Below are 16,628 nucleotides of genomic sequence, written 5' to 3' on the forward strand. Positions count from 1 at the left end.
GGGGCATGTCCTCGGGGGACAGCTTTTGTCGCTGAACGTCTTGAACCGTGTGAACAGCTCGCTCGAGCGTATCCTGCCCGAACAGCGACTTTTCCTGCGCTCGGACGACGCGACCCGCTTTGTGCGGCTGCGCCCGCTGACCCAGCTTGCCGGCATCCTCGGAATCACCACCGCCTTCGGATGGCTGCTGGTCGCCAGCTCGATCCTGGTGATCGACGCGATCAGTTCGGGCTCGTCGCGCGACCAGATGGTGCGCGCGCAATCCGCCTTCGAGACGCGGCTGGACCAGCTGTCGGCCGAACGCGACGCCCGCGCGGCCGAGGCGCTTGCGGCCCAGAACCGCTTTGCCGTGGCGCTGGACCAGGTCTCGGCGATGCAGTCCAAGCTGCTGGCATCGGAAGAGCGCCGGCGCGAGCTCGAGACCGGCATGAAGGTCGTGCAATCGACCCTGCGCGAGGCGATCACCGAACGCGATCATGCCCAGAAGATCGCCGGCAGCGACGAGGGCCTTGATGCAGAGGCCGAGCGCGCGCAGGAGGCGTCGATCGCGCTGGACATCCTGTCGGGCGAGCTGCGCACCGCGGCCGCCGAACGCCGCGAGGCCATCGACGCCGCCAGCGCGGCGCTCAGCGAAGCCGCCGAACTGGAATTGCAGCGCGACGAGATCATCGCCCGCAACGACGAGATCCTGGCCCAGCTCGAAAGCGCGGTCACCGTCTCGGTCGAGCCGCTGGACGATCTGTTCCGGTCGGTGGGCATGAACCCCGAAGAGGTGCTGGACACGATCCGGCAGGGCTATTCCGGCGAGGGCGGCCCGCTGACCGCCACCGCCTATTCCACCCGCGGCGACGCGGCGCTGAGCCAGCGCGAGGCGAAGGCCAAGCAGATCATCGTCACGCTGGACCAGATGAATACCTATCGCATCGCGATGCAGAAACTGCCGCTGGTGATGCCGCTGAAGGATGCTTACCGGCTAACCTCGGGATTCGGGCGCCGCTGGGGCCGGATGCATGAGGCGCTCGACATGGCCGGCCCGGTGGGCACGCCGGTCTATGCGACGGCCGACGGCGTGGTGTCCCATGCCGGTCGCCAGGGTGCCTATGGCAATCTCATCAAGATCCAGCACGAGTTGGACAACGAGACGCGCTATGCGCATCTGTCGCGAATCCGGGTGAAGCCGGGTCAAAGGGTGTCGCAAGGCGACCTGATCGGTGATATGGGCAATACCGGACGCTCGACCGGTCCGCATCTGCATTACGAGGTACGGAGGAAAGGTCGGGCCGTAGACCCGATGAGCTTCATCAAGGCAGCAAGCAATGTTCAGTAAGACCCGCGTGACCGAAACCCGTCCCAACCAGCCCGGCACCGCCGCCCAGGGCACCGAGCCCGAGCGCGCCGCGGCCCCCGCCGGGCCGGCCGCAACCGAGCGTGGCGCGGACGCCCCCGCCGCCGCCCCGCAGCAGCAGCGCGGCCGCACCAGCCCCTCGGTGCTGTCCTCGGACCTGACGGTGACCGGCAACATCCGCACCGATGGCGACATCCAGATCGAGGGCAATGTCGAGGGCGACATCCGCGCGCATCAGCTGGTGATCGGTGAAAGCGCCACCATCAAGGGCGAGATCGTGGGCGACGAGGTCGTGGTGAACGGGCGCGTGGTGGGCCGCGTGCGCGGGCTGAAGGTGCGGCTGACCGCAACCGCGCGGGTCGAGGGCGACATCATCCACAAGACCATCGCCATCGAATCGGGCGCCCATTTCGAAGGCTCGGTGCAGCGTCAGGAAGATCCGCTTGCCAATGGCGGCACCAAGAAGCTTGCGCCCCCGGTCTCTGGCTGAGGCGCCTGCCCGTCCTACGATTCAGCCTTGCGGCCCGCATTCGCGGGCCGTTTGCACATGCGTCACCATGCCACCGGGGATTTTCGCCTCCTCGATGAAAAACCCTGCGCGGATTGCTGAAAGACGCAGCGTCACAATGCGCTACTGTCCCCCCGGGAAGCGGGCATCGCGGCGCCCAGCCGGCAGCCCGCCGCAATCATCATCGGAGGATCCATGAAACTTCTACGCTATGGCCCGGTCGGGCAGGAACGCCCCGGGCTTCTGGACGCCGAAGGCCGCGTGCGCGACCTTGGCGCGCATGTCGCCGACATCGCCGGCGCGGCCCTGACCCCGGAAGGGCTGGCGCGGATCGCAGCGCTTGACCCGGCCACGCTGCCTCTGGTCGAGGGTCGGCCGCAGCAGGACCTGCGGCTTGGCGCCTGCGTCTCTGGCGTGGGCAAGTTCATCGGAATCGGCCTGAACTACGCCGACCACGCGGCCGAGGCCGGAATGGAGGTGCCCAGCGAGCCGATCCTGTTCACCAAATGGACCAGCTGCATCGCCGGTCCCGATGACGACCTCACGCTGCCCAGGGGCGCCGAGGCGACCGACTGGGAGGTCGAACTGGGCATCGTGATCGGCTCGGAGGCGCGCGATGTCAGCGAAGCCGAGGCGCTGGACCACGTCGCCGGCTACTGCCTCATCAACGACATCAGCGAGCGCGACTGGCAGCTGCGGCGCGGCGGCAGCTGGGACAAGGGCAAGGGCCAGGACGGCTTCGGTCCGATCGGCCCCTGGCTGGTGACACCCGACGAGATCGGCGATCTGGCCGCGCTTGGCATGTGGCTGGACGTGGACGGCCACCGCTACCAGCAGGGCAGCACCGCCACCATGGTCTTCGGACCGGCGGCACTGGTCGCCTATTGCTCGCGCTTCGCGACGCTGCATCCGGGCGACGTGATCAGCACCGGCACCCCGCCGGGCGTCGGCATGGGCCAGAAGCCGCCGGTCTATCTGCGCCCCGGACAGGTGATGCGGCTTGGCATCGACGGCCTCGGCGTGCAGACACAGCATGTGAAGGGCAGCTGAAGGAGATCACCGATGGCAACGCCGCGCAGCATCGTCATCACCGGCGCCGGCAGCGGCATCGGCAGGGCCACCGCGCGGCGGTTCCTTGCCGCTGGCTGGCATGTGGCGGTGCTGGGCCGCCGCGACAGCGCCCTGCGCGAGACGGTGCAGGACCACCCTGCCCTGATCCTGCCCTGCGACGTGACCGACCACGCCGCGGTCGATGCCGCCTTCGACGCGGTGACAGCGCAGTGGGGCCGACTGGACGTGCTGTTCAACAATGCCGGGCGCGGCGCCGCGCCCGCGGCACCCGACGCGCTGGACCCCGCCGAATTCCACGCCGTGATCGCGGTGAATGTCACCGGCATGTTCCACTGCGCCCGCGCCGCGTTCCGGGTGATGCGCGCACAGGCGCCACAGGGCGGCCGGATCATCAATAACGGCTCGATCTCGGCCCATGCGCCGCGGCCGGGCTCGATCGCCTATACCACCTCGAAACACGCGGTCACCGGGCTGACACGCAGCCTGTCGCTGGACGGCAGGGCCTGCGGGATCGCCTGCGGGCAGATCGACATCGGCAATGCCGCGACCGGGCTTCTGACGCAGGTCAGCCGGTCGGCGGCCGATGCCGCGGCGCCGCCGCCAGAGCCGACCATGGACGTGTCGGTGGTGGCCGATGCCGTGCTGCACATGGCCGGCCTGCCCGAGGGCGCCAATGTGCAGTTCCTGACCGTGATGGCCACCACCATGCCCTTCATCGGCCGCGGCTGAGGCGCGTCTCAGTCGTCGGGCAGAAGCCGGCGATAGACATGCCAGCTGGCATGGCCAAGAATCGGCAGCGCGACGAAGAGGCCGAGGAAATAGGGCAGGATGCCCAAGAACAGGAAGCCCGCGATCATCGCCGCCCAGACCGCCATCACCGGCCCGTTCATCAGCACCGCGCGGACCGATGTGATGATCGCGGTGATGAAGTCGACCTCGCGATCCAGCAGCACCGGCAGCCCGACCACGGTGAAGGAGAACAGCACCGCCGCAAACATCCCGCCGATCAGCGTGCCGACCAGCAGCATCACCAGCCCTCTGCCCTCCATCAGCAGCGCGGGAGAACTGGTGATGTTGGTCAGCGCCGACACGCCCATGAACAGCGCGAACACGGTATGCGCCACGAACACCCAGAACATGAACAGCAGCAGCACGACCATCGCCATCGAGGGCACCTGCCGGTCCTTCTGCGCAAAGACGACGCCCAGCACTCCGGGCCAGTCCAGCGATTCCTGCGCCTCGATGCGGCGGCTGACCTCGTAGAGGCCGACCGCCGCGAAGGGGGCGATCAGCGGGAAGCCGAGGATGAAGGGGATCAGCCACCAGTCGCGTCCTACGGCAAAGGCGACCAGGGCCAGCACCAGCCCGCCCGCCACGTAGAAGGCCGCAAACAGCAGGCCAAAGGCCGGGGCGCGGCGGAAATCGGCCCAGCCGGCCGACAGCGCAGCGCCAAGATCCGGCAGGCCGATCTGCACCGGCTCGGGCAGTTCGTCAGGCCGATCGGGCGCCGGATCGGGCAGCGGCCGCACCGGCGGCTCGGGGATTGGTCGGGGGTCGGTCGCGTCTGATCGGGTCACATAGTCCTCCCATCCTGCGCGCGTTCGCGTCCAAGATTACGGAGGATCGGCGATCAAGGCAACGGCCGCGGCGGCCTAGCGAAAGCGCCCGGCAAGCGCCTCGTTGACGGCGGGCGTGACGAATTTCGACACGTCGCCTCCCAGCCGCGCGATCTCCTTGACCAGCTTCGAGGCGATCGCCTGCCGCCGCGCATCCGCCATCAGGAAGACCGTCTCGATGCTGCTGTCCAGGGCCCGGTTCATCCCGACCATCTGGAACTCGTACTCGAAATCCGCGACCGCCCGGAGGCCCCGCACGATCACCGTGGCGCCGACATCGCGGGCGCAGTCGATCAGCAGGTTCTCGAACGGGTGGACCAGGATCTCGCCGCCGGTCCGCGCGGCGATCGCGTCGCATTCGGCCCGCACCATCGAGACCCGCGCCTCCAGGTCGAACAGCGGGCTCTTGTCGCGGTTGATCGCGACGCCGATCACCAGACGGTCGACCAGCGCCATCGCGCGCTGGATGATGTCGACATGACCGAGTGTGATCGGATCAAAGGTGCCGGGATATAGTCCGATGCGCATGGCCAGGCATCCTCGTGCAGGGTCACGGAGTCAGGCAAACCCGATTCCGCGACCGGATGCAAGTGCTTGGGCCAGAAGGGCCGCCCGCTCAGCTGCCCATGATCATCCCGGTCAACGCCTCCTTCTCGGCCGCAAGCTCCTTCAGGCGGCCGCTGACCGCATCGCCGATCGAGACGACGCCCAGCATGTGCCCGTCCTGATCGACGACCGGAAGATGGCGGAATCGCCCCTCGGTCATCCGCTCGAGGATCGTCAGCGCGTCCTCGCCGGTGGTGCAGGTCTGCACGCTGGTGGTCATCACCTCCGAGATCGGCGTCGACAGCACGTCGGCGCCGCCCTTGCCCAGCTGCCGCACGATGTCGCGCTCCGACAGGATCCCGGCGGGCGTCCTGCCGTCCTCCGACACCACGACCGCGCCGATGCGCAGATCGGAGAGAAGCTGCACCGCATCGGCCAGCGTCTGCCCGGGCTTGATGGTGACGATGGTGGCCGCGGCCATCCCCGGCTTGCCCGAGCTTTCCTTCATCGTCAGCAACTGTTTGACCAACATCGACTTGCACTCCTTCGCGGCGAGGTTGAGTTCATCTTTTTCCCCGAATCGTCCCGCGTCAAGTGCAACGATCCGGCAGCGCGCCGACCACGGATTCCAGCCGCGCGATCTCGGCCCGCAGACCCTGGGCCAGGGCCTCGGCCAGGACGCTCAGGCGCCGCGAGGCGCGGTCGTCGGCATGGCGCAGCAGCCAGAAGCTGCGCGTGAGCGCGATCCGGTCTGCCAGCACCGGAATCAGCCCGGGGGCGAAGGGCAGCGCAAAGTCATGCACGATGCCAAGGCCCGCCCCGGCCCGCAGCGCCTGCATCTGCACCGCCACCGAATTCGAGCTGATCGCCGCCGTCTCGACCCCTGTTTCCGACAGGTAATCCAGCTCACGGTCGAAGATCATGTCGGGAATATAGCCGATCATCCGGTGCCGGCGCAGGTCGGACAGGTCGCGAATCGGCGCGTGCCTCGCCAGGTAGTCGCGGTGGCCGGCCAGATGCAGGTGATAGTCCGCCAGCCTCTGCACGGTCAGGCGTCCGGTGTCGGGGGGCGAGACGGTGATCGCCATGTCGGCCTCGCGCTTGGACAGGTTCACGACCCGCGGCAGGGCGACGATCTGCACCTCAAGCCCGGGATGCGCGTCGCACAGTCCCCGCGCGACCTGGGGCAGCAGGTAGTTGGCGCAGCCGTCAGGCGCTCCGATTCGCAGCTGGCCGCTGATCCCGGTCTCGCGCCGGGTGGCCTCGGCTGCGGCGGCGGTGGCGGTCTCGGCGGCCTCGGCGGGCGCCACCAGCCGGCTGCCCTCGGCGGTCAGCGCATAGCCTTGCGGGGTCTTGGCGAACAGCGTGGCGCCGACCGCCTGCTCCAGCCGCAGGATCCGCCGCCCCACCGTCGAGGCGTCCATGCCCAGCCTGCGCCCCGCCCCCGACAGGCTCTCGGCCCGCGCCACGGCCAGGAAAATGCGCAGATCGTCCCAGTCCATCGCGCCGTCCTTTGCAGAATTGCAAAACCTCTTTGCCACACTGCCTCTTTTTCCCGCATTTCCGCAAGGCTATGGTGGCCCGGACAACGCAAGGAGGATGCGATGAAAGAGATCTGCCACTGGATCGACGGCAAGGAAGTCGCCGGCACCTCGGGCCGCTACGCCGACATCTATAACCCGGCCACCGGCGAGGTGCAGGCCCGCGTCGCCCTCGCCAGCCCCGAGGAACTGGCCGCCGCCATCGCCAGCGCCGAGAAGGCGCAGGTCGGCTGGGCCGCCACCAATCCGCAGCGCCGCGCCCGCGTGATGATGAAGCTGGGCCAACTCATCAACGAGAACATGGACATGCTGGCCGAACTGGTCAGCCGCGAACATGGCAAGACCCTGCCTGATGCGCGCGGCGACGTGCAGCGCGGCCTCGAGGTGATCGAGGTCTGCATGGGCGCGCCCGGCATGCTGAAGGGCGAATTCACCGACAATGGCGGCCCCGGCATCGACCTCTACTCGATGCGCCAGCCGCTTGGCGTGGTGGCGGGGATCACGCCGTTCAACTTCCCGGCGATGATCCCGCTGTGGAAGATGGGCCCTGCCCTGGCTGCCGGCAACGCGATGATCCTTAAGCCGTCCGAGCGCGTGCCCTCGACCTCGATCGCGCTGGCCCGGCTGGCGCAAGAGGCCGGGCTGCCCGACGGCGTGCTGCAGGTCGTCAACGGCGACAAGGAGGCCGTGGACGGCATCCTTGACAACCCCGCCATCCAGGCCGTGGGCTTCGTGGGCTCCACCCCGATCGCGCAATACATCTATGGCCGCGCCGCCAGCAACGGCAAGCGCGCCCAGTGCTTCGGCGGCGCCAAGAACCACATGCTGATCATGCCCGACGCCGATCTCGACAAGGCCGCCGACGCCCTGGTGGGCGCGGGCTTCGGCGCGGCCGGCGAACGCTGCATGGCGATCTCGGTCGCGGTGCCGGTCGGTGACAAGACGGCGGATGCGCTGATCGAACGGCTGATCCCGAAGATCGAGAAGCTGAAGGTCGGCCCCTACACCGCCGGAGACGACGTCGATTTCGGCCCGGTCATCACGAAGGCCGCGCAGGACCGCATCAACCGGCTGATCGCCTCGGGCGTCGACCAGGGCGCCAAGCTGGTCGTTGACGGGCGCCAGCTGAAGATCCAGGGCTACGAGAACGGCTTCTTCTGCGGCCCCTCGCTCTTCGACCGGGTGACGCCCGACATGGAGATCTACAGGGAAGAGATCTTCGGCCCGGTGCTGTCGACCGTCCGCGCCCAGAGCTATGACGAGGCGCTCAAGCTGGTGATGGACAACGAATATGGCAACGGCACGGCGATCTACACCGCCGATGGCGACACCGCGCGCGACTTCGCCAGCCGGGTGAATGTCGGCATGGTCGGCATCAACTTCCCGATCCCGGTGCCGCTCAGCTACTATACCTTCGGCGGCTGGAAGAAATCCGCCTTCGGCGACCTGAACCAGTATGGCCCGGATGCGTTCCGCTTCTACACCAAGACCAAGACGGTGACCGCCCGCTGGTTCTCGGGCATCAAGGACGAGGGCGCCAGCCTGAACTTCAAGGCGATGGACTGATCCCTTGCCTTGGTCGTGAAATATCCCGGGGGGTCCGGGGGGCAGCGCCCCCCGGCCGTCGCGGGACGCAAGGGGCGCGCGGCCCGGCCGCGCGCCGCCGACTGAGCGAAGGGGGCCGCCGATGACGTCCGAACCCGATTTCACGCTGGGCATCGAAGAGGAATATCTTCTCGTCGACCCGCAGACGGGCACTCTGGCCGAGGCGCCTGATGCGATGATGGCCGTATGCCGGGCCGAACTCGAGGATCACGTCAGCCCCGAATTCCTGCGCTGCCAGATCGAGGTCGGCACCCCGGTCTCGGCCGACATCGCCGAGGCGCGCGGCCACCTGCTGCATCTGCGCCGCACCATCGCAAGGATCGCCGCCGATCACGGGCTGGCGCCGATCTCGGCCTCCTGTCATCCCTTCGCGGACTGGCGCGACCAGCATCACACCGACAAGGATCGCTACAACGAATTGTCGCGGGACATGGGCGCGGTTGCGCGCCGCATGCTGATCTGCGGGATGCATGTGCATGTCGGCCTGGCCGAACAGGCGATGCGCATCGACCTGATGAACCAGTTCGGCTACTTCCTGCCGCATCTTCTGGCGCTGTCGGCCTCCAGCCCGTTCTGGCAGGGCGCCGACACCGGCCTCGCCTCCTACCGCACCACCGTCTTCGGCGGCATGCCCCGCACCGGCCTGCCGCCGCGTCTGCGCGGCTGGGACGAATACGAACGCTCGGTCGCGGCGCTCACCGATCTCGACATCATCGCCGACAGCAGCAAGATCTGGTGGGACCTGCGCCCCTCGGCCAGGTTTCCGACGCTCGAGACGCGGATCTGCGATGCCAGCCCGCGGCTTGACGACACGATCACCCTCGCAGCGCTGATCCAGGCCAGCCTGCGGATGCTGTGGCGGCTGTCGCGCGGCAACACCCGCTGGCGCGAATACGACAACTTCCTGCTGGGCGAGAATCGCTGGCGCGCGGTGCGCTATGGCACCTCCGAGGGTCTGATCGACTTCGGCGCCCACGCCGTCCTGCCCTTTCAGCAGCTGGCCGAGGACTGGATCGCGCTGGTGGCCGAGGATGCAGATGCCCTCGACAGCCAGCACGCGGTCGCCCGGCTGCGCGGGATGGTGGCCACGGGCACCTCGGCCGAACGACAGCGCGCAGTGCTGGCCTCCGCGCTCGCCGCCGGCGCGACCCGCGACGAGGCCCTGCGCGCCGTCGTCGCCCATCTGATCGAGGAGTTCGGGCGGGATGACTAGCCCACGCGCCGGGGCTTGCAATCCTTGTGCAACATCTGGCAATTAAACAATCGTTCAATTCATCGCAGCCAAAGGGGGGAGGGCACCGCATGGATTTCGCGCTGAGCGAAGAGCAGCAGGCCATATTCGACATGGCCCGGGATTTCGGGCAGGCCCGCATCGCGCCCCATGCGCGCGAATGGGAGGCGCAGGGCAGCATCCCGCGTGCCCTGTGGTCGGAGATAGCCGAGCTTGGCTTCGGCGGTCTCTACGTCGACGAGGCGCATGGCGGCACCGGTCTCGGCCGGCTGGACGCGACGCTTGTCTTCGAGGCGCTGGCGATGTCGTGCCCCTCGGTCGGCTCGTTCCTGTCGATCCACAACATGTGCGGCGGCATGATCGACAAGTTCGGGTCGGACGAGACCAGGGCCCGCTGGTTGCCGCGCCTGTGCAGCATGGAGACGATCTTCAGCTATTGCCTGACCGAACCGGGCAGCGGTTCGGACGCCGCGGCGCTGCGCACCCGCGCCCAGCGCACCGACGAGGGCTACCGGCTGACCGGTACCAAGGCCTTCATCTCGGGCGGCGGCTATTCCGACGCCTACATCACCATGGTCCGCAGCGGCGGCGACGGTCCACGGGGCATCAGCACGGTCATCGTCGAGAACGGCACCCCCGGCCTCAGCTTCGGCGGGCTGGAAGACAAGATGGGCTGGCGCTCGCAGCCGACCGCGCAGGTGCAGTTCGACGACTGCCTCGTGCCGCATGACAACCTGCTGGGCGAGGAAGGGCGCGGATTTTCCTATGCGATGGCCGGGCTGGATGGCGGCCGGCTGAACATCGCCGCCGGTGCGCTGGGCGGCGCACAGGCCGCGCTGGACGCGACGCTGGCCTATATGGGCGAACGCCGCGCCTTCGGCAAATCCCTCGACCAGTTCCAGGCGCTGCAGTTCCGGCTGGCCGAGATGGAAACCGCCCTGCAATCCTCGCGCATCTTCCTGCGGCAGGCGGCGTGGAAGCTGGACAATGGCGCCGCCGATGCCACAAAGTTCTGCGCCATGGCCAAGCTGTACGTCACCGACCGCGCCTTCGATGTCGCCAACCAGTGCCTGCAGCTGCATGGCGGTTATGGATATCTTGCCGATTACGGGATCGAGAAGATCGTCCGCGACCTGCGCGTGCACCAGATCCTGGAAGGCACCAACGAAATCATGCGGCTGATCGTCGGCCGCGCCTTGCTGGCCGAACGGGGGTAGGACATGGGCGATCTGAACATCCGCGTGGCGGGCCGCGCCGGGCGGATCACCTTCACCCGGCCACAGGCGCTGAACGCGCTGAATCACCAGATGGCGCTGGACCTGCGCGCCGCGCTGGAGGGCTGGCGGGACGATCCGCAGGTCGCGCTGGTCATCATCGACGCCGAGGGCGACCGGGCCTTCTGCGCCGGCGGCGACATCGCGGCGGTCTATCGCGCCGGCCGCGACGGCGACCATCAGGTCGGCCGCGACTTCTTTCGCGACGAATACCGCATGAACGCCACCATCGCCGACTATCCCAAGCCTGTCGTCGCCTTCATGCAGGGTTTCGTGATGGGCGGCGGCGTGGGCGTCGGCGGTCATGCCGGCCACCGCGTCGTCGGCGACAGCACCCGCATCGCGATGCCCGAATCGGGGATCGGGCTGATCCCCGACGTCGGCGGCACCTGGCTTCTGTCCCGCGCGCCGGGCAGGATCGGCGAATACCTGGCGCTGACCGCGGGTCGCATGGGGCCGGGCGATGCCATCCATGCAGGCTTCGCCGACAGCTATCTGCCCGAGGCGGAATGGCCCGCGCTGATCGGGCTGCTGGAACAGACGGGCGACGCCACCCGGATCATCGGCGTCACGCCGCCCGACGCCCCGCTGGCCCGGCGCGACCTGTCGGCCTTCGGCGGCGCCGATCTGGCCGAGATCCGCGCGGCCCTCGAGGCGCAGGACGACGAGGACAGCCTTGCCGCGCTGCGCCGCAACTCGCCCTTGTCGATGGCGGCGGGGCTGGCCATGGTGCGCGCCGCCCGCGGCGATGCGCGAATGCAGGATTCGCTGCGCCGCGAATACCGCTTTACCGCCCGCGCGACCGAGCAGGGCGACTTCCTGGAAGGCGTCCGCGCGCAGATCATCGACAAGGACCGCGACCCGAAATGGACGGCGGATGCCTCCGAGGCGCATCTGCGCGCAATGCTGGCGCCCCTGGGCGATGACGAACTGACACTGGAGGAACGGGCATGAAGATCGGCTTCATCGGACTTGGCAACATGGGCGCGCCGATGGCCGCCAATCTCGCCCGCGCGGGCCACGAGGTGCGCGGCTTCGACACGGCCGCCCCCGCCCCCGAGGGCGTGACCGCCGCAGCGAGCGCTGCCGAGGCGGCACGGAATGCCGATGTGGTCATCACCATGCTGCCAAACGGCCAGATCCTGCGCGCCGTCGCGGACCAGGCGATTGCCGCCATGATGCCCGGCGCCGTGCTCTGCGACTGTTCGACCGTGGATGTGGCCAGCGCCCGCGCCGTCGCCGATCAGGCGCGCGGGGCGGGCCTTGCTGCGCTGGATGCGCCGGTCTCGGGCGGCATCGGGGGCGCACAGGCGGGCACGCTGACCTTCATGGTCGGCGGCGACGATGCCGCCTTCGCCACCGTCGCGCCGCTGTTCCAGGTGATGGGCCAGAAGGCCGTCCACTGCGGCGAGGCCGGCGCGGGCCAGGCCGCCAAGATCTGCAACAACATGATCCTTGGCGTCACCATGATAGCCACCTGCGAGGCCTTCGCGCTGGCCGACAAGCTGGGGTTGGACCGCCAGAAGATGTTTGACGTGGTCTCGACCAGTTCCGGGGCAAGCTGGTCGATCAACAGCTATTGTCCGGCTCCCGGCGTCGGTCCTGCCTCGCCGGCCGATAACGGCTATCGGCCCGGTTTCGCATCGGAACTGATGCTGAAGGACCTGCGCCTGTCGCAGGACGCAGCCGAGTCTGCCGATGCGGACACGCCGATGGGCGCCGCCGCCACAAGGCTCTACGCGGATTTCGTCGAGAACCACGGCGGTCGCGGTCAGGATTTCTCGGCCATGCTGCCGCATTTCGCGGCGCGTCACCGGCAGCCGGGCTGATCGGGACGGAACGATTTCCCCGCTGAGCCGTTCGACCGAAGGATGACCGACGGACAGGAACGCATGGCACGAGGCACGCCACATCGGGTCGGAGGACAGGTTCTGGCGCTGTCGCTGGCCGCCGTGACCGCGGCGGTCGCGCTGGCGCCGCGGGCGCCGGGCCTTCTTGACATCTCGGCCAGCGCGCAGCCGAATGGCCCGGTCGTCGGCGACACCGCGCCACGGCAGGGGCTGCACCTGATCCGCAATCCCGGCCGCTACGGCCTTGGTCCGCCGCCGCGCGGCAGCCGCTATGCGCTGCTGGGTGGCATGATCATCCGCGTCGACGCGCGCAGCCTGAAGATCCAGTCGATCCTGCGACCGCAGGCCGAGGTGCTGGACTAGGCGCCCGGCATCAGCCGGCCAGCAGCGACCGCGCCGCCTCGGCGGCCGCATCGGTGACCCTGTCGCCGGACAGCATCCGGGCGATCTCGTCCACGCGTTCCTCGTCGGCAAGGGGCGAAACGGTCGAGGTGGTCACATCCTGCGACACTGATTTTGCGACCCGAAAATGCAGGTCCCCCTGGGCGGCCACCTGCGGCGAGTGGGTGACGACCAGCACCTGCGCCTCGTCGCTGAGGCGCCTGAGACGACGGCCGACCGCATCGGCGGTCGCCCCGCCCACGCCGCGGTCGATCTCGTCGAAGATCAGCACGAGGGCGTCGTTGCCGCGCGCAAGGCAGACCTTCAGCGCCAGAAGAAAGCGCGACAATTCGCCGCCCGAGGCGATCTTGTCCAGCGGCCCCGCCGGGGCGCCGGGATTGGTCGCCACGGTGAAGGCCACGCCGTCCCGGCCCTCGGGGCCGGGCTCGGCATCCGAGACGATGGTGCGGAACACGGCGCGTTCCATCTTCAGCGGCGCCAGCTCGGCCGACACCGCCGCATCCAGCCGCGCCGCGGCCTCGCGGCGCGCGGCGGCAATGCCGTCGGCCGCCCTTTCATAGGCCCGGTCAGCCTCGGCCGCCGTGGCCTGCAACGTTGCCAGCGTGGCGTCGGCGGCCTCGATCCGGCCCAGCCGGTCGCGCAACGCGTCCGCCAGCGCCGCCAGATCGTCGGGCAGCACCGCATGCTTGCGCGCCAGCGCCCGCAGCGCGAACAGCCGCTCTTCGGTCGCCTCGAGGGCGCCGGGATCGAAATCCAGCGCGGCCAGCGCATCCTCGACCCCGCGATGCGCCTCGCCCAGCTCGATCAACGCCCGCGACAGCGCAGCAAGCGGCGCGTCAAGCCGCCCCTCGGCCCGCTCGGCCGCGCCTTCCAGCCAGCGGGTCGCATCCAGCATCGCGCCCTCGGCGCCCTGCCCGCCCAGGTTCTGCAGCGCCCGGCCGACATCCTCGCGGATCCGGTCGGCGGCCTGCATCGCCCGGCGGCTGCCGTCCAGGACCGCCTCTTCGCCGGGCTCGGGAGCAAGATCCTCCAGTTCGGCGACGGCGTGGCGCAGATACTCCTCTTCGGCGCGGGCCGCGGCGACCGCCGCCTCGGCCTCGTGCAGCGCCCGGGCGGCCTCGCGTCGGGCCGACCATGCGGCGCGCAGCCCGGCCGTATCCAGCGCCGCAAAGGCATCCAGCAGCGCCCGGTGGCCCCGCGGGTTCAGAAGCCCGCGGTCGTCATGCTGGCCGTGCAGTTCGACCAGCACCTCGGACAGCTGCCGCAGCACCTCGCCCGACACCCGGCGATCGTTCACGAAGCCCGTCTTGCGCCCGTCGCCGCCATTCACGCGCCGCAGGATCAGCTCTTCATCCGCGATCTCGATGCCGGCCTCGGACAGGATCGCCCGCGCGGGGTGACCGGGTGGCAGGTCGAACACTGCCGTCACCTCGCCCTGCGCGGCCCCCTGGCGCACCAGATCGGCCCGCCCGCGCCAGCCCAGCACGAAGCCGAGGCAGTCCAGCAGGATCGACTTGCCGGCCCCTGTCTCGCCGGTCAGCACATTGAGGCCGGGGCCGAAGCCGAGGCTCAGCCGGTCGATCAGAAGCATGTCGCGGATGTCGAGGGTTCGCAGCATCGGGCGGGTCGGCTGCGGCCTAGCCCCTGCGGGCAGGCGTCACAGCCATCTCCCCTGCACGACCTGACGATAGATGTTCGTCAGCCAGCTGTCGCCGCGCGCCTCGGCGGCGAGGCCGCGACCGCGCAGCTGCGCATAGGCATCCTCGTAGAAGGGCGAGGACTGGAAGTTGTAGCCGAGGATCGCGCCTGCGGTCTGCGCCTCGTCGTTCAGGCCCAGCGCCAGATAGGCCTCGACCAGCCGCAGCAGCGCCTCGGGCGTCTGGCTGGTGGTCTGGAATTCCTCGACCACCACGCGGAACCGGTTGATCGAGGCCGCGTAATGCCCTCGCTTCAGGTAGTAGCGCCCGATCTCCATCTCCTTGGCGGCCAGATGGTCGAAGGCAAGGTCGAATTTCAGGATCGCGCTGCGGGCATATTCGCTGTCGGGATATTGCTCGATCACCGCGCGCAGCGCCTGCAGCGCCTGGAAGGTCAGGCCCTGGTCGCGGCCGACCTCGTCGATCTGGTCGTAATAGGACAGGGCCAGGAGATATTGCGCATAGGCCGCATCCTCATCGCCGGGATAGGTGTCGATGAAGCGTTGCGCGGCGCCGCGCGCCTCTTCGTATTCCTCGGCGCGGTGGTTGGAGTAGGCCTGCATGATCAGCGCGCGCTTGGCCCATTCGGAATAGGGGTAAAGCCGCTCGACCTCGCTGAAATAATAGACGGCATCCTCGGGCCTGCGGCTGTTTTCCAGCTCGAACTCGCCGCGCTTGTAGATTTCCTCGGCGGTAAAGCGTTCGAGGTTGCGCCGGTCCGACTCGCCCCCCCCGAAGGTCGAGCAGCCCGCCAGGGTCATTCCCGCCAGCACCGCAACCATCAAGGAAGCCGAGATTTTCGAGCGCGCCATCTGTACCCTGCCCTGCAATTCTGCCCCGCGCCGGATCGTTCGGTCCGCCGCGCCGGCATCTCCTAGCACAGAACAACAGGGGGCGCAAAATGGCAATCCGTTGAATTCCGCGTGGATTCAGGGGCGACTTGCAACGATTGCATGTGGCCGCGCGGCTATTGCGCGGCCACCGCGAATTCGGCCCGCGCGCCATAGCCCGCGACGCCAGCACCCGGCAGCCGGTCTTCCAGAGCCGACGAGCAGGTTTCCCATTCCCAGGCCGCCGGATCGGCGAACAGCGCCCGCAGCAGGCGGTTGGTCATCGCGTGGCCCGCGCGGTGGCCGGTATAGCGCGCCAGCAGCGGTGCCCCGGCCAGCGCGAGGTCACCCATCGCATCCAGCATCTTGTGGCGCACCGCCTCGTCGCTGTGGCGCAGCCCGCCCGGCGACAGGATCGCCGCGCCATCGACCACGACGGCGTTCAGATAGGTGCCACCAAGCGCAAGCCCGTTGCGACGCATCGCCTCGACATCCGACTGCCGGCAGAAGGTGCGGCTGTCGGCCAGTTCCCGCAGGAAGGCGCCGTTGGCCATGTCCAGCCGCTTTTCCTGATGGCCGATGGCCTCGTCGTCGAAATCGATCTGGAAGTCGATCTCGAGATGGTCGGCGGGGCTCAGGCGCGCGAAGGCCGCGCCCTCGCGGACCTCGACCGGGCGCAGCACCCGGATCGCGCGCAGAGGTGCGGTCTGCTCGGCGATGCCGGCGCGCAGGATGCCGCGCACGAAGGGCGCCGCCGAGCCGTCGAGGATCGGAACCTCGGGGCCGTCCACGACGACAAGCGCGTTGTGGATGCCGGTGCCAGCCAGCGCGGCCATCACATGTTCGACCGTCGAGACGGTGTTGCCCTTGCCGTCGTCCAGAAGCGTGCAGAGTTTCGAGGGGGTGACATGGTCCCACCGCGCCGGGATGTCGGCGGCACGGGACAGGTCGTCGCGCCGGAACACGATCCCGTGGCCGGCGGGCGCCGGCAGGATGTCAAGCCGGGCGGGGGCGCCGGAATGCAGCCCCACACCCGCAAATGTCACCTTGTCTTTCAGCGTTGCCTGCATGTCGTGCCTGCCTTCGATCTCTTGGTCCAGGGGTCATTCGCC

Annotated in this window: 17 protein-coding genes; 10 read left to right on the forward strand and 7 right to left on the reverse strand. The window is 68.9% G+C overall.

Annotated features, from left to right (window positions below):
* The first annotated feature begins 40 nt into the window (after positions 1–40).
* The 4 genes from Q5Y72_RS00235 (at position 41) to Q5Y72_RS00250 (ending at position 3,653) form a co-directional block, all read left to right on the forward strand.
* The gene (locus Q5Y72_RS00235; protein ID WP_371930723.1) at positions 41–1,327 is read left to right on the forward strand and encodes a DUF5930 domain-containing protein; all 1,287 of its coding nucleotides are present in this window, start codon (positions 41–43) and stop codon (positions 1,325–1,327) included.
* Positions 1,317–1,835, forward strand: a complete 519-nt coding sequence (locus tag Q5Y72_RS00240) for a bactofilin family protein (protein WP_305961461.1) — start codon at positions 1,317–1,319, stop codon at positions 1,833–1,835. Before Q5Y72_RS00235 ends, Q5Y72_RS00240 begins: the two co-directional genes overlap by 11 nt.
* A 213-nt stretch (positions 1,836–2,048) precedes the next feature.
* Positions 2,049–2,903 carry a fumarylacetoacetate hydrolase family protein gene (locus Q5Y72_RS00245; RefSeq protein ID WP_305961462.1) on the forward strand — a complete coding sequence of 285 codons (855 nt, stop codon included), beginning with the start codon at positions 2,049–2,051 and terminating at the stop codon, positions 2,901–2,903.
* A gap of 12 nt (positions 2,904–2,915) precedes the next feature.
* On the forward strand, positions 2,916–3,653 hold the full coding sequence (locus tag Q5Y72_RS00250; RefSeq protein ID WP_305961463.1) for an SDR family oxidoreductase: 738 nt from the start codon (positions 2,916–2,918) through the stop codon (positions 3,651–3,653).
* Between the two features lie 8 nt (positions 3,654–3,661).
* Here the strand turns inward: Q5Y72_RS00250 and Q5Y72_RS00255 are convergent, their stop codons facing one another.
* From Q5Y72_RS00255 to Q5Y72_RS00270, 4 genes are all read right to left on the reverse strand, one after another.
* Positions 3,662–4,501 (reverse strand): DUF2189 domain-containing protein, encoded by an 840-nt coding sequence (locus tag Q5Y72_RS00255; protein ID WP_305961464.1) that lies wholly within the window; start codon positions 4,499–4,501, stop codon positions 3,662–3,664.
* Positions 4,502–4,576: 75 nt separating this feature from the next.
* Positions 4,577–5,068: a pantetheine-phosphate adenylyltransferase gene (gene coaD, locus Q5Y72_RS00260; protein WP_305961465.1), complete on the reverse strand. Its 492-nt coding sequence runs from the start codon at positions 5,066–5,068 to the stop codon at positions 4,577–4,579.
* An 88-nt stretch (positions 5,069–5,156) separates the two neighbouring features.
* Positions 5,157–5,618, reverse strand: coding sequence for a CBS domain-containing protein (locus Q5Y72_RS00265; RefSeq protein WP_305961466.1), 462 nt, complete (start codon positions 5,616–5,618; stop codon positions 5,157–5,159).
* Between the two features lie 58 nt (positions 5,619–5,676).
* A complete protein-coding gene (locus Q5Y72_RS00270; protein WP_305961467.1) occupies positions 5,677–6,588 on the reverse strand; it encodes a LysR family transcriptional regulator in 912 nt (303 codons plus the stop codon).
* A gap of 102 nt (positions 6,589–6,690) precedes the next feature.
* Between Q5Y72_RS00270 and Q5Y72_RS00275 the strand changes: the two genes are divergently transcribed.
* The 6 genes from Q5Y72_RS00275 to Q5Y72_RS00300 all read left to right on the forward strand — a co-directional run bounded on the left by Q5Y72_RS00275 (position 6,691) and on the right by Q5Y72_RS00300 (position 12,950).
* Positions 6,691–8,193 (forward strand): CoA-acylating methylmalonate-semialdehyde dehydrogenase, encoded by a 1,503-nt coding sequence (locus Q5Y72_RS00275; protein WP_305961468.1) that lies wholly within the window; start codon positions 6,691–6,693, stop codon positions 8,191–8,193.
* Between the two features lie 121 nt (positions 8,194–8,314).
* Positions 8,315–9,445 (forward strand): carboxylate-amine ligase, encoded by a 1,131-nt coding sequence (locus Q5Y72_RS00280; protein ID WP_305961470.1) that lies wholly within the window; start codon positions 8,315–8,317, stop codon positions 9,443–9,445.
* Between the two features lie 89 nt (positions 9,446–9,534).
* Positions 9,535–10,680 carry an acyl-CoA dehydrogenase family protein gene (locus tag Q5Y72_RS00285; protein WP_305961471.1) on the forward strand — a complete coding sequence of 382 codons (1,146 nt, stop codon included), beginning with the start codon at positions 9,535–9,537 and terminating at the stop codon, positions 10,678–10,680.
* A gap of 3 nt (positions 10,681–10,683) precedes the next feature.
* On the forward strand, positions 10,684–11,691 hold the full coding sequence (locus tag Q5Y72_RS00290) for an enoyl-CoA hydratase/isomerase family protein (protein ID WP_305961472.1): 1,008 nt from the start codon (positions 10,684–10,686) through the stop codon (positions 11,689–11,691).
* Positions 11,688–12,566 (forward strand): 3-hydroxyisobutyrate dehydrogenase, encoded by an 879-nt coding sequence (gene mmsB / locus Q5Y72_RS00295; protein WP_305961473.1) that lies wholly within the window; start codon positions 11,688–11,690, stop codon positions 12,564–12,566. The genes Q5Y72_RS00290 and mmsB overlap by 4 nt, the downstream gene beginning before the upstream one ends.
* A 42-nt stretch (positions 12,567–12,608) precedes the next feature.
* Positions 12,609–12,950 carry a hypothetical protein gene (locus tag Q5Y72_RS00300; RefSeq protein ID WP_305961474.1) on the forward strand — a complete coding sequence of 114 codons (342 nt, stop codon included), beginning with the start codon at positions 12,609–12,611 and terminating at the stop codon, positions 12,948–12,950.
* A 10-nt stretch (positions 12,951–12,960) separates the two neighbouring features.
* Here the strand turns inward: Q5Y72_RS00300 and recN are convergent, their stop codons facing one another.
* From recN to lpxC, 3 genes are all read right to left on the reverse strand, one after another.
* Positions 12,961–14,607 (reverse strand): DNA repair protein RecN, encoded by a 1,647-nt coding sequence (gene recN / locus Q5Y72_RS00305; protein WP_305961475.1) that lies wholly within the window; start codon positions 14,605–14,607, stop codon positions 12,961–12,963.
* Positions 14,608–14,646: 39 nt separating this feature from the next.
* Positions 14,647–15,498: an outer membrane protein assembly factor BamD gene (locus tag Q5Y72_RS00310; protein ID WP_305961476.1), complete on the reverse strand. Its 852-nt coding sequence runs from the start codon at positions 15,496–15,498 to the stop codon at positions 14,647–14,649.
* A gap of 155 nt (positions 15,499–15,653) precedes the next feature.
* Positions 15,654–16,586 carry a UDP-3-O-acyl-N-acetylglucosamine deacetylase gene (lpxC, locus tag Q5Y72_RS00315; RefSeq protein WP_305961477.1) on the reverse strand — a complete coding sequence of 311 codons (933 nt, stop codon included), beginning with the start codon at positions 16,584–16,586 and terminating at the stop codon, positions 15,654–15,656.
* Between the last annotated feature and the right edge of the window lie 42 nt (positions 16,587–16,628).

Source organism: Paracoccus spongiarum (genome assembly GCF_030732095.1).
GTDB lineage: Bacteria > Pseudomonadota > Alphaproteobacteria > Rhodobacterales > Rhodobacteraceae > Paracoccus > Paracoccus spongiarum.

What these genes read in the sequence shown, in the direction of transcription:
- Q5Y72_RS00240 (WP_305961461.1), top strand. Translation starts at nt 1,317, where the DNA reads ATGTTCAGTAAGACCCGCGTGACCGAAACCCGTCCCAACCAGCCCGGC.
- Q5Y72_RS00245 (WP_305961462.1), top strand. Translation starts at nt 2,049, where the DNA reads ATGAAACTTCTACGCTATGGCCCGGTCGGGCAGGAACGCCCCGGGCTT.
- Q5Y72_RS00250 (WP_305961463.1), top strand. Translation starts at nt 2,916, where the DNA reads ATGGCAACGCCGCGCAGCATCGTCATCACCGGCGCCGGCAGCGGCATC.
- coaD (WP_305961465.1), bottom strand. Translation starts at nt 5,068, where the DNA reads ATGCGCATCGGACTATATCCCGGCACCTTTGATCCGATCACACTCGGT.
- Q5Y72_RS00265 (WP_305961466.1), bottom strand. Translation starts at nt 5,618, where the DNA reads ATGTTGGTCAAACAGTTGCTGACGATGAAGGAAAGCTCGGGCAAGCCG.
- Q5Y72_RS00270 (WP_305961467.1), bottom strand. Translation starts at nt 6,588, where the DNA reads ATGGACTGGGACGATCTGCGCATTTTCCTGGCCGTGGCGCGGGCCGAG.
- Q5Y72_RS00275 (WP_305961468.1), top strand. Translation starts at nt 6,691, where the DNA reads ATGAAAGAGATCTGCCACTGGATCGACGGCAAGGAAGTCGCCGGCACC.
- Q5Y72_RS00280 (WP_305961470.1), top strand. Translation starts at nt 8,315, where the DNA reads ATGACGTCCGAACCCGATTTCACGCTGGGCATCGAAGAGGAATATCTT.
- Q5Y72_RS00285 (WP_305961471.1), top strand. Translation starts at nt 9,535, where the DNA reads ATGGATTTCGCGCTGAGCGAAGAGCAGCAGGCCATATTCGACATGGCC.
- Q5Y72_RS00290 (WP_305961472.1), top strand. Translation starts at nt 10,684, where the DNA reads ATGGGCGATCTGAACATCCGCGTGGCGGGCCGCGCCGGGCGGATCACC.
- mmsB (WP_305961473.1), top strand. Translation starts at nt 11,688, where the DNA reads ATGAAGATCGGCTTCATCGGACTTGGCAACATGGGCGCGCCGATGGCC.
- Q5Y72_RS00300 (WP_305961474.1), top strand. Translation starts at nt 12,609, where the DNA reads ATGACCGACGGACAGGAACGCATGGCACGAGGCACGCCACATCGGGTC.
- recN (WP_305961475.1), bottom strand. Translation starts at nt 14,607, where the DNA reads ATGCTGCGAACCCTCGACATCCGCGACATGCTTCTGATCGACCGGCTG.
- Q5Y72_RS00310 (WP_305961476.1), bottom strand. Translation starts at nt 15,498, where the DNA reads ATGGCGCGCTCGAAAATCTCGGCTTCCTTGATGGTTGCGGTGCTGGCG.
- lpxC (WP_305961477.1), bottom strand. Translation starts at nt 16,586, where the DNA reads ATGCAGGCAACGCTGAAAGACAAGGTGACATTTGCGGGTGTGGGGCTG.